This is a genomic window from Brevibacillus sp. MCWH (genome assembly GCF_013096935.1).
GTDB classification, from domain to species: domain Bacteria; phylum Bacillota; class Bacilli; order Brevibacillales; family Brevibacillaceae; genus Brevibacillus; species Brevibacillus aydinogluensis.
This window is the reverse complement of record NZ_SDLF01000004.1, coordinates 204,259-215,720: the sequence shown is the minus strand read 5'-3', so window position 1 is coordinate 215,720 and position 11,462 is coordinate 204,259. Positions and strand designations below refer to the sequence as shown.

11 protein-coding genes are annotated in these 11,462 nt (G+C 59.4%); 10 read left to right on the top strand and 1 reads right to left on the bottom strand.

The annotated features are described in order from the left end of the window. Nucleotides 1-178: 178 nt before the first annotated feature. The 8 genes from panB (at nucleotide 179) to ETC00_RS05440 (ending at nucleotide 9,818) form a co-directional block, all read left to right on the top strand. A complete protein-coding gene (panB, locus tag ETC00_RS05475) occupies nucleotides 179-1,042 on the top strand; it encodes a 3-methyl-2-oxobutanoate hydroxymethyltransferase (protein WP_171564945.1) in 864 nt (287 codons plus the stop codon). Beyond that, a complete protein-coding gene (gene panC, locus ETC00_RS05470; RefSeq protein ID WP_249178866.1) occupies nucleotides 1,042-1,902 on the top strand; it encodes a pantoate--beta-alanine ligase in 861 nt (286 codons plus the stop codon). Before panB ends, panC begins: the two co-directional genes overlap by 1 nt. A 32-nt stretch (nucleotides 1,903-1,934) precedes the next feature. Then, complete coding sequence (gene panD, locus ETC00_RS05465) at nucleotides 1,935-2,318, top strand: aspartate 1-decarboxylase (protein ID WP_171564944.1); 384 nt, start codon at nucleotides 1,935-1,937, stop codon at nucleotides 2,316-2,318. A 79-nt stretch (nucleotides 2,319-2,397) separates the two neighbouring features. Next, nucleotides 2,398-3,951: a tetratricopeptide repeat protein gene (locus tag ETC00_RS05460; RefSeq protein WP_171564943.1), complete on the top strand. Its 1,554-nt coding sequence runs from the start codon at nucleotides 2,398-2,400 to the stop codon at nucleotides 3,949-3,951. 46 nt (nucleotides 3,952-3,997) lie between these two features. Continuing rightward, a complete protein-coding gene (gene dinG, locus ETC00_RS05455; protein WP_171564942.1) occupies nucleotides 3,998-6,880 on the top strand; it encodes an ATP-dependent DNA helicase DinG in 2,883 nt (960 codons plus the stop codon). Between the two features lie 90 nt (nucleotides 6,881-6,970). Continuing rightward, nucleotides 6,971-7,864, top strand: a complete 894-nt coding sequence (locus ETC00_RS05450; RefSeq protein WP_171564941.1) for a ComEC/Rec2 family competence protein — start codon at nucleotides 6,971-6,973, stop codon at nucleotides 7,862-7,864. Between the two features lie 16 nt (nucleotides 7,865-7,880). Further along, nucleotides 7,881-8,504: a redox-sensing transcriptional repressor Rex gene (locus ETC00_RS05445; protein ID WP_171564940.1), complete on the top strand. Its 624-nt coding sequence runs from the start codon at nucleotides 7,881-7,883 to the stop codon at nucleotides 8,502-8,504. Between the two features lie 15 nt (nucleotides 8,505-8,519). Then, the gene (locus tag ETC00_RS05440; RefSeq protein ID WP_171564939.1) at nucleotides 8,520-9,818 is read left to right on the top strand and encodes an amidohydrolase; all 1,299 of its coding nucleotides are present in this window, start codon (nucleotides 8,520-8,522) and stop codon (nucleotides 9,816-9,818) included. Between the two features lie 82 nt (nucleotides 9,819-9,900). Here ETC00_RS05440 and ETC00_RS05435 read toward each other — a convergent pair whose 3' ends face one another. Beyond that, nucleotides 9,901-10,062, bottom strand: a complete 162-nt coding sequence (locus tag ETC00_RS05435; protein ID WP_171564938.1) for a hypothetical protein — start codon at nucleotides 10,060-10,062, stop codon at nucleotides 9,901-9,903. Between the two features lie 133 nt (nucleotides 10,063-10,195). Between ETC00_RS05435 and ETC00_RS05430 the strand changes: the two genes are divergently transcribed. Together ETC00_RS05430 and ETC00_RS05425 are read left to right on the top strand one after the other, a co-directional pair. Beyond that, entirely contained in the window at nucleotides 10,196-10,879 is a 684-nt protein-coding gene (locus ETC00_RS05430) for a hypothetical protein (RefSeq protein WP_171564937.1), read from the top strand. Nucleotides 10,880-10,907: 28 nt separating this feature from the next. Beyond that, nucleotides 10,908-11,387 carry a cell wall elongation regulator TseB-like domain-containing protein gene (locus ETC00_RS05425; RefSeq protein ID WP_171564936.1) on the top strand — a complete coding sequence of 160 codons (480 nt, stop codon included), beginning with the start codon at nucleotides 10,908-10,910 and terminating at the stop codon, nucleotides 11,385-11,387. Nucleotides 11,388-11,462: the final 75 nt, after the last annotated feature.

Sequence of the window (11,462 nt, the reverse complement as noted above, 5' to 3'; positions counted from 1 at the left end):
TGTATGAACAACACATCGTAATGGACTACAATCTGCTCAGAGCCTGTGTGGACCGAGACAGAAGGAATCCAGCGACCATGGACATATGTTTGCATGGACACCCTTCTCCCTTTTCGGCGAGAGGGTTTTTTATTTCCGGATGGGTCCACGGGGTGGGGCGCACAAAGAGGTGGGAGAGATGACAAACAACCTGGCGCCGGTCACCACGTCCGATTTGCGTAAAAAAAAGCGTGACGGCCAACCGATCACCATGGTCACCGCGTACGATTTTCCTTCCGCCAAGCTGGTGGAGGAAGCGGGAGCGGACATGATCCTGGTGGGAGATTCGCTCGGGATGGTGGTACTGGGATACGATTCGACGATCCCGGTCACGATGGACGACATGCTGCACCATACCAAAGCTGTGACCAGGGCGGTCAAGCGGGCCTTCGTGGTCAGCGACATGCCGTTTCTCAGCTACCACGGAACGGTGGAGGAAGCAGTGAAAAACGCGGGCCGTCTCCTGCAGGAGGGGCTGGCCAAAGCGGTAAAAATGGAGGGGGGCCGGGAGCTGTCCCCAATCATCACGCGCTGTGTGCAGGCCGGTATTCCGGTGATGGGGCACATCGGTCTGACGCCGCAGGCCGTTCACCAATTGGGCGGTTACAAAGTGCAGGGGCGTGAGCTGCATCAGGCCCGCCGTCTGCTGGAAGATGCGCTGGCGCTGGAGGAAGCGGGCGTGTTTGCGCTCGTGCTGGAATGTGTGCCGCAGGAAGTGGCTGCTGTCATTGCGGACAAGCTGGAGATTCCGGTCATCGGCATCGGGGCCGGTCCCTCCTGTGACGGCCAGGTGCTGGTCCTGCACGATCTGGTCGGCTACGGGTCGTCAGATTGGAAGCCCAAGTTCGCCAAGCGTTACGCCGATACCGGGACCATCATCCGCGAAGCAGTGGCGGCATACGTCTCCGATGTGAAGGAGCGCCGTTTTCCGGCTCCCGAACACGTCTTTCACGCGGCGGAGGAAACGGTGAAACAGCTCTACGGAGAAGGAGTGAACCGGTGATGATCGAACGCATGCTGCAGGTACCCACGATTGCCGAACTGCGCCGTTTGGTCGGCGAAGCGCGCCGGCAGGGGAAACGGATCGGCTTTGTGCCCACCATGGGCTATCTCCATGACGGCCACCTCAGCCTGGTCAAGAAGGCGCGGGAGACGTGCGATTTTGTCGTGATGAGCATTTTTGTCAACCCGCTGCAATTTGGGCCCAACGAGGATTTTGATCGCTATCCGCGCGATCTGGAACGGGACCGTGAACTGGCCCGGTCTGCCGGAGTTGACCTCCTGTTCACCCCGAGCGTGGAGGAAATGTACCCGCGTCAGGTGTTGACGACCGTCTCCGTGGCGCAGGTGTCCGAGCCGCTGTGCGGACAATCCCGTCCAGGTCACTTTGACGGCGTAGCGACTGTCGTGTTGAAGCTGTTTCAGATCGTCCAGCCGGATGCCGCCTTTTTTGGACAAAAGGACGCCCAGCAGCTAGCCGTCATCAGCCAGATGGTGGAGGATTTGTCTGTTCCGGTGCAGATCGTGCCCTGCCCGATCGTGCGCGAACCGGACGGATTGGCGATGAGCTCGCGCAACGTCTATCTCAGCCCGGAGGAACGGCAGCAGGCCACCGTCCTGTACCGCAGCCTCAAACAGGCGGATGCGTGGCTCAAAGAGGGCGTTCCGCTTGACGAGATCAAGCAGCGCATGGCGGAGATGATCACGGCCGAGCCGTTGGCCGAGATCGATTACGTCGAGGTGCTGACGTACCCGCGATTGACGCCAGTGGACACGGCCAGCCCCGGCCAGCAGCTGATATTCGCCCTGGCGGTGCGGTTCGGCCGCACTCGCCTGATCGACAACATGCTCGTAACCGTATAGCGACCACGACAGAAAATAGGGAGGAGACCGCCGTGTTTCGCACGATGATGAAAGCAAAAATCCACCGCGCCACCGTCACGGAAGCCAACCTGAACTACGTCGGCAGCATCACCATCGACAAGGAAATCCTCGATGCGCTGGACATCCTGCCGAACGAAAAGGTGCAAGTCGTCAACAACAACAACGGCGCGCGCCTGGAAACCTACGTGATAGAAGGGGAGCCGGGCAGCGGGGTAATCTGCCTGAACGGAGCCGCCGCCCGCCTGGTGCAGCCGGGCGACATCGTCATCATCATTTCCTACGCGATGATGTCGGACGAAGAAGCTCGCACCCACAAGCCGCGCGTGGCCATTATGGACGAAAACAACAAAATTGCCCAACTGCTGGCGGAGGAAGTGCACGCGACCGTCTATTGACGGAAGCGGTAGGCCTGCATAGAGCCACCTGCCTTGTGAGACAATGAGACTACTCACGCCACAAGGGGGTGGCTTTTTTATGAAGCTGGAAGAATGGTTCTCTGCGCTGCGTTCCAAAGCGGAGACAATCGAACGGAAGTGGCCGACGGCGTCCCAGGATGAAAAGCTCCGGCTCGCCGAAGAGTTGTTTGAACTGCGCCAGGTGAGTGATCGGGTAGTCGATCTGTGGCTGCAGTTTGAGGAAAAGCTGTCCATTGCGATTCGCCATATCAAGCAGCTGGAGGGAGAATACCCGCAATTGGAGGGTGAGTATCCGTCTGCTGATGCAAGTCAACCGGGCGCAGCCGCGCCGGCGATGGAAACTACGGACGTCAACGCATCGTCGGGGACACAACATGACGATGTCAGCAGCACGGCCGCCGTAAACCTGGAAACGTTCCCGGCAGATGTGGCCGGTCGTCCCTTTGAGCACATGTACCGCAAAGGCGAAGGGTTTTATCAGCTTCGCCTCTATCAGGACGCCCGACAGTGCTTTGCCGAACTGCTCAAGGAATCGCCGGACTGGGAGAGCGGTCGGCTGTATTACGCCTACAGCCTGTTGTTTTCCGAGGCGAGAGAGGAAGCGCTCCGGGAATTCCGCCTGCTCAGCCGCTCAGCCCAATCGCCGGTGGTGGCGGCGATCAGCTACAATGCGATCGGCTGCATGCTGGCGGAAGAACGGCAGTGGCTGGAGGCGGCACAAGCCTTCAAGACGGCGCTCGAACACCATCCGGAACAGCGGGAGGCGCGGTTTAACCTGGCGCTCTGCTACCTGCAGGACGACGATGTGCAGGAGGCGCTGGAGACGATCGAATCGCTGCTTCACGAGGGGGATTCTGACTGGGAAGCGCAATTGCTCTGGTTGAGGGCGGCCCGCATCCTGCAGGCGCGTGACGAGTCGGCGCAGCCGCTGCCTCCGGACTTGCTGAAACTGCCGACGCGCAAGCTGGACAGCGAGACACTGCGGGAGATGGCCAGCCTCTATGAATCGTTGGGCAACTATCACCGCGCCCAGGTGTGCTACCACTTTTTGGTAGAGCGATTTCCTCGCGAAGGGTGGGCGTGGCACGGATTGGCCTGGAACACCTGGTTGATCGCCGGCACGCGGCGGGCGCTGACCCTGATGAAAAAAGCGATCAGCCTAGCGCCGGACAATCCCGACTTTACCTTCAGCTACGGCTGGATGCTGCTGTTTGACGGCCGGGTGGACGACGCGCTGGCGACGTTTCGCTCGATCCTAAGCAAGCAGCGGGATCACCGGCTGGCCCAGTCCGGACTGATCACCGCATACGAGCGGCTGGGGGACACGCTGACAGCCAAGCGATTGGCCGCGCCGTTTACCGAGGACGGTGATCCGTATATTCGTTCGCTCGGGTATTACCATCTCGGCCGGATTGCCGTTGCAGAGGAGAATTGGCGGCTGGCGGAGCACTATTTTCGACGGGTGCTTCCCCACAGCGGCCACTTTCAGGAAATTCCGCTTTACCTGCAGTTGTGCGCCGCCAAACTTGGGGGACCGACGGCCGCCAGCGAGCTTTTGCAGCCGGAGACAGTGACCGGAGCAGGAATATGTACGGACGCTGCCGAATGCTAGGGAAGCGGACGCCCTACTGTCCGCGCACGTACGAGGTGACAAGAGATTGAATCGTTTTATCGTCGTAGACTTTGAGACAACGGGAAGCCACCCGCGGCAGGGGGACAGCATCATCCAGATTGGCGCCGTCGCCATCGACGACGGGCAGATAACGGAGAGCTACTCCACCCTGATCAATCCCGGGCAGCCGATCCCGCCGTTTATTACGCAGTTGACCGGCATCACAGACGACATGGTGGCAGATGCCCCCTCGCTGGAGGAAGCGCTCCCCAGGTTCCTGCGCATGCTGGAGGGGCGGGCTTTTGTCGCTCACAATGCCGCATTTGACCTGCAATTTTTGCAAGAAGCCCTGCTGAGCCAGGGCTATTATACGTTTGACGGATATGTGCTGGACACGGTGGAATTGTCCCGCTTTTTGATGCCGATGCAAAACAGCTACCGCCTGGGGGAATTGGCCGATGACCTGCAGATCGAACACGACCGTCCGCATCAGGCGGACAGCGACGCGTTGGCGACGGCCAGGCTGTTTTTGCATCTGTTGGACATCCTGCGCCAACTTCCGTTGGTGACGGTGCAGCGGCTGCAAATGCTCGTTTCGTCGTTTCGCACTGACATCGACGTGCTGCTGCGCCACATTGAGATGGAAAAGCTGGCGGAGGTGCCGCTTTTGGATGAATCCGGCACCAGGGCAGACGAGTCAAAGCTGTGGGACGTGTACCGCCAGCTTGCCCTGCGCAAACGGGACGGACGTGCCAAGGTGCCGCTTGCCCGGTCCGACGCGCCGACAAAACCGTTTGCCGAGTTGCTGGAGCAGATGCTGGATGAACAGGCGGCGCTGGGGCGCAACCTGCCTGGCTATCAGCGGCGGGAAGCGCAGGAAGCGATGATGCGCGCGATCCATGACGCGATGAGCGATGGTGCCCATCTGCTGGTGGAAGCGGGGACCGGGACCGGCAAATCGCTCGCCTACCTGCTGCCCAGCATCGTGTGGGCCAAACAGAATCGTGAACCCGTGGTGATCAGCACGCACACCATCCACCTGCAGGAGCAGTTGTTTCATAAGGACATCCCTGCACTGAAACAATCGCTGCCGTTTGACTTTGAGGCGGCCACGCTGAAGGGGCGGGGCAATTATCTCTGCTTGCGCAAGTTTGAACAAAGCCTGGAGGAACCCGTGGAGGGAAACAGTCAGGAACTGCGCCTGGTTAAAGGGCAAATGCTCATCTGGCTGACCCAGACGGAAACGGGCGATGTGGAAGAGCTGAGCCTGCCCGCCACCGGACAGTTGTACTGGCAGCAGGTGAACAGCGATGCCGCTTCCTGCCTGCACAGAAACTGCCCGTGGTTCAGCCGCTGCTACTATTTCCAGGCCCGGGAGCGGGCGCGGGACGCGGACATCCTGATCGTCAACCACGCGCTTTTAATCAGCGATTTGCAGGCAGACAGCCGGATCCTGCCGCCGTATGAGACGGCAGTAATCGACGAGGCGCACCATCTGGAAGAGATCGCTACCGCTCATCTCGGCAAGCAGTTGTCCACAGCAGGAATGATGTTCCTCCTGGATCGGGCGGCAACGGAAGAAGGCAGCCTTGTGCGCCGCTTCACCGCCGAACTGCTGGATTGGCAGGCGGATGAGGGGGGCAGAGTCGCGGAGATCCTGGAAGAGATGGACGGGCTGTTGCCCGCGCTGCGCGAAAAGGCGTTGCAGTTGACTCAGCTGCTGTACAAATGGGCGGCGGATCGGGGAGAGGAGACGACCGATACCGGGCATGAAACCGTGCGGTACCGCAAGGAGTCGTTTTCCGGCCGACACGAGCGGATTCGCAGAGCGGCGCGCCGGGTGATCGATGCCCTCACGTCGTACACCGCTTTGATCGACCGCCTGCTTGCGTGCATCCCCGCCGACGAAAAACCGCCGTATGAGCTGCGCAGCCTCAGGACGGACGTGTCAGGCCTGGTGGACGAACTTCAGGAAGCGGCCGAACTGCTTCACTTTTTTTTGCTGGAACCGGACACGGCGTACGTCTGCTGGATGGAAGTGGAGGCCCGCACTCCGCGCAAGCACGTCTATTTGCACGCCGCACCGCTAAACGTCGCCGATGTGCTTGCCCATCCGCTGTTTGCCGCAAAACGCAGTCTGATTCTCACCTCGGCCACCTTGACGGTGAAGAACAGCTTTACCTACATGATCGAGCGGTTTGGCCTGGACCGGCTGCCGGAGGAGAAGGTCCGCACCCTGACCCTGCCCTCCCCGTTTGCCTATGAGGAACAGGGACTGCTGTTCATCCCTTCTGATTTTCCCACCCCGGGAAAAGAAAGCGACGAACACTACATGGAAGCAGTCGTGCAGGGCTGCCTGGACGTGATCCGCGCCGCCGGTGGTCGAACACTGATCCTGTTTACGTCTCACTCGATGCTCCGCCAGGTATACCAGATGATGAAGGAGCAGTTGACGGACGAGCCATACACCCTGCTTGGCCACGGCATTGACAGCAGCAACCGCAGCAAGCTGGTCCGGCTGTTCCAACAGCTGGAACATAGCGTGCTGCTGGGGACCAGCAGCTTTTGGGAAGGCGTGGACATCCCCGGCGAAGCGCTCAGCTGCCTGGTCATCGTGCGGCTTCCCTTTACGCCGCCCAACCATCCTGTATATCAGGGGAGAGCGGAGCAGTTGAAAGCAGTCGGGAAAAACGCCTTCATGTCGCTGGCTCTGCCGCAGGCGGTGATCCAGTTCAAACAGGGCGTCGGCCGGCTGATCCGGCATCATTTGGATCGCGGCGTCGTGGTCGTGTTTGACGCACGCATCATCGAGTCACGCTACGGCCGGGCGTTTTTGCAATCCCTGCCGCCGTTTCAGGTGCAGACGGGCACCTGGCCGGAGCTCCGTGAACGGATCGGTCCGTTTCTGGCCCAAGAGACCGGCACGTAACGAAAGGCGTTGAGCGCCGGTCTGCATGCAATCCTGGCGAGGCTCATAAAATGAAGCAATAGTCTCGCAGGGATTTAGGTGATAGAATAAATGCTGGGGATTACGCGTAAGGCTTGTTGGCTGCTGCTGTGCGTCGTGCTGTTCGCCGGCTGTTCGATCGACAGTCATTTGCAGAACGCGGTGAAGGTGGAGGACCCCTACGCCAGCGACGACGAACGCGAATTTGTCGGGCTGGTGATCCACTTTCTCGCCCTGCCGCATGGCGAGAGCACGCTGATCCGACTGCCAAGCGGAAAGACCATGCTGGTCGACACGGGAAGCGCGGAAGACTGGCCCGTCTTGTTTGGCTTGTTGTCCGAGCAAAAACTGACGCGGCTGGACTACGTCGTCGTGACCAACGATCAGCCGGAACAAGCGGGAGGCTTTGCCTTCCTCAGTGACCGGATGCTGGTGGATACGGTCATTCTGCCCCGTCTGATCGAGCCGTCGATTCGCGGGTTTGTCCCGCTCAAAGGGGACAAGAAGCTGTTGCCCGTCGCGGACGGCGACGCGATCAGACTGGACAACGACGTGGTGTTGGACGTGCTTCATCCCAGCGAACCGCTGTTTTTGTCTCCGCAGGACAATTCCCTGGTATTCCGGCTGCGACACGGCCAGCTTCGCTTTCTCTTCGCCAGCGCCATCAATGAAAAGGCGGAAGAGCGCCTATTGGAGCAGTACGGCGGGCAGTTGAAGGCGGAAGTGCTGAAGGTGGCCGACCAGGGGAGAAATCAGGCCTCTTCCCAGCCGTTTCTCTCCAAGGTGGACCCGCAGGTGGCAGTCATTCTGACCGGCAAGTCCCGAAACGAGCTGAAAGACAGCCAGGAGGAAGTGCTGGAACGACTGGGGGAATCATGGGCGGAGACCTTCATCACCAGCCAGCACGGCACGATCACGATTCTGTCCAACGGCCGCGATTACCGTGTCGTCAAGCGAAAAACGTAAGGAGGGAGGACCGTACGTGGCCAAAAGTGAAAAAATTTCAGAAGCGGTTGTTCGCCGTTTGCCGATCTATCTGCGCTATTTGAGCTATCTGCAGCAAGTGGGCGTGACGACGGTATCCTCCCAGCAGATGGGCAAAAATCTGGACATCAACCCCGCCCAAATCCGCAAAGATTTAGCCGCGTTCGGCGATTTCGGCAAAAAAGGCATCGGCTATGACGTCAACTACCTGGTGGAAAAAATCCGCCAGATTCTCAAACTGGATCAGGAAATCCGCGTCGCGCTCGTCGGAGCCGGCCATCTCGGCCATGCCATCAGCAATTACAATGCGTTCCTGAAGGATCAGATACGGATCGCGGCGATTTTTGACAGCGATCCGGCCAAGCAGGGCAAGCAGATCGCAGGGATCACGATCCAGCCGTTGGAAGAGCTGAAAGAGACGGTGAAGGAGCGTCACATTCGCCTGGCGATCATTACGGTCCCGGCTGCCGCCGCACAATCAGTGGCCGATCTCTTGATCGAGGCGGGGATCGAAGGCATTCTCAACTTCGCGCCGACGACCATTCGGACGGAGAAAGAGGTGCGCATCCACTATGCGGATGTGACGTCCAGTCTGCAAAGCCTGGCTTATTATCTAACGTAAGAACGGAGTGGTACGATGAAACAGACGATCTTGACTCACGCCACCGTGATCACCGTAAACGAACAGAACGAAGTGATTCATGACGGGGCCGTCGCGTTTGCCGGCAGCACGATTACGTACGTTGGGCCGACGCCTGAGGATGTGTCCGGCTACGACGAGGTGATCGACCTGAAGGGCAACTACGTCCTGCCGGGCCTGATCAACACGCACGGCCATGCGGGCATGTCGCTGTTGCGCGGATACTCAGACGATCTGCCGCTGCAGCAGTGGCTCGAAGACAAAATGTGGCCGCTGGAAGCGCAGTTTACCGGCGACCATGTGAAATGGGGCACATACCTGTCGCTGATTGAAATGATTCGCACGGGGACGACAACGTTTGTCGACATGTACGACCACATGGACGAAGTGGCGAAAGCCGTGGAAGCAACCGGGATGCGCGCCCGGCTGTGCCGCGGCATGATCGGCCTCTGCTCGGAGGAAGAGCGGGCGGCAAAACTTGAGGAGGCCACCAATTTTGCCAAAAACTGGCACAATCAGGCGGACGGCCGCATCACCACGATGCTTGCACCCCATGCGCCTTACACCTGCCCGCCGGAATTTATCATGCAAATTGTGGAACGGGCAGAAGAGCTTGCTTTGCCGATTCACATCCACATGTCGGAAACGAAGTGGGAAGTGGGGCAAAACGAGCAGGATTATGGCCTTCGTCCGGTCGCCCACCTGGAAAAACTGGGCGTGTTCCGCCGTCCGACGCTGGTAGCACATGCCGTCCATTTGACGGATGAAGAAATAGATGTATTGGCAAACTATCAGGTGAAAGTCTCCCACAATGTGGTGAGCAACCTGAAGCTGGCCAGCGGCGTGGCGCCGGTTCCCAAAATGTTGGCGAAGGGGATCAGCGTTTCGCTGGGTACAGACAGCACCGCCAGCAACAACAACCTGAACCTGTTTGAAGAGTTGAAGCTGGCTGCTATTCTGCACAAGGGAGTGAGCTACGATCCCGTTGCCGTTCCGGCGGAAGAAGCGCTGCGCATGGCTACCCGCTACGGGGCGGATGGCGTGTTCCAGCCGGATGCGCTTGGGTCGATTGAGACTGGCAAGCAGGCCGACCTGATCGTCCTGGACAGCCATCAGGCCCATTTCCATCCCGCTCACAACCCGGTCTCCCACGTGGTGTATGCGGCCAATGGCCGGGACGTGACCGACACGATCGTAGCCGGCCGGTTCCTGATGCGCAACCGCGAGCTGTTGACTGTGGACGAGGAGCGCGTGATTTTTGAAGCAAACCGCGTGTTCCAAACGCTGAAACGGTAAAAGTCTCCTGTCAGGGCAAGTGACAGGAGAAGGGGAGCGTAGGTGTAGGTAGGGGAAGTTTTGTTTGGACGCCATGCCACGCTCATTTTTTCCACACGTCCGTAAGCGGGGCGTGGCGGAACTTAAGTGTGGGCGAGTGGGTCAAGGTTCTCAGCGGCGACGACAACGCTGCCCAGGAGACGCGGTATTCCTGGAGCAGATACCCTAGCACGTCAGGAGATGTCGTTCGTTGCGACGGTTTCACGCGCTCACCTCCTCGGGGTGTATCTGTAGTATGACCGGGACGACCGGGGGTATGTTTAGCAAGTTTTCCGTAGCGTTCTAAAACCTTCCCGCCGCACATAGGGTAAGGAAAAACGGGACAGGAGGGGAAGGACATGTACGTCCGGCCCAAGCAGCTCTGGTGGCTTATCCCTGTTTTTCTCGGCCTGTTTTTCCTTGGCGTGTCGCTGGGGGCGCTGCACAACCGGCACGACGGGAAGGTGACCATCATGGCGGAGGCGGAACGTGCGGAAGCGGATCGGACGGTCGTGGCCGCTCTCTTGGACCAGCTCACCGGGCAACAGGAGAGGCCGTTTGAAGTATTGCTCAAAGATCACGTCCTGAGCGGACGCTACCAGGGACAGCAGTTTCAAGTAAGCGGGGAGTTTGACGGTCACCACATGGAACTTAGGCGAAGCGGACAGGATGTCAGCGTGAGCGTGGATGGCCAGGTGCAGGACCACACAGCGCTGCCCTATGCCCTGTTTACGCCCCACGAGCATGCGGCACTGTTGAAAGCTCACCTGCACTCGGTCACGCCGCTAGCCGTGTCGGACCCCTCCAACCGGGCGTGGCAGGGGTACCGCTTGTCCATCCCGGCTGAAGAGGTCAGCTCGCTTTTGGCGACGTGGCTGGGACCGTCATTTCCCATCCAGGAGGCGGAAATGGCCCGCCAGATTTCCGTCGATTACCATGTGTGGTACGATGGTGCGACACGGGAATTGCGGCAGTTGGACGTACTGCTGCAAATGAAGACGCCGGCCGGCACGAAGCAGGACCAGCTTCGCTTCCGGCTGTAACGTATGGAGGATAAAGGGGATTGTCATTGTGTTGGTACGAATCATAATAGGGGCTGTAGCCGTTTGTCTGGTGGTCACCCTGGGTGCCGCCTATCACTTGACGTCCACGGTCGTGGGCAAACGGCACGACTTCGAAGACCAGGTGCGGCAGTGGGTACAGGAACGGACGACGATCACCGAGATCGATGTGATTGACGAATACCGCAGCAAAGAGTCCTACGCCGTCGTGCTGGGCAAGAACAAGGTCGGAACACCGGTAGTCGCATGGTTGACCGCCGACAAGGCCGTGTTTGACACGATGGACAGGGCGGTCAGCCGGGAAAGTGTCGAAGAGGCAGTCAAAAAAGGCTTTCCCGATGCGCGGGTGCTGCACATCGTCCCGGGGCTGGACGAAAACAGCCGCTTCTGGGAAGTCACCCTGCAGGATCGCGACGGCCGCTTTCACTATCTCCACTACGACCTGTTCAGCGGCAAGCTGCTCACCTCTTATATCGTCTCGCCGGCGTAGGCCGGATGCAGATGTACAGATGTACGCTCAAAAGGCCTTTTTCCAAGTGAAAAAGGCCTTTTTGCCGTTCTGCTC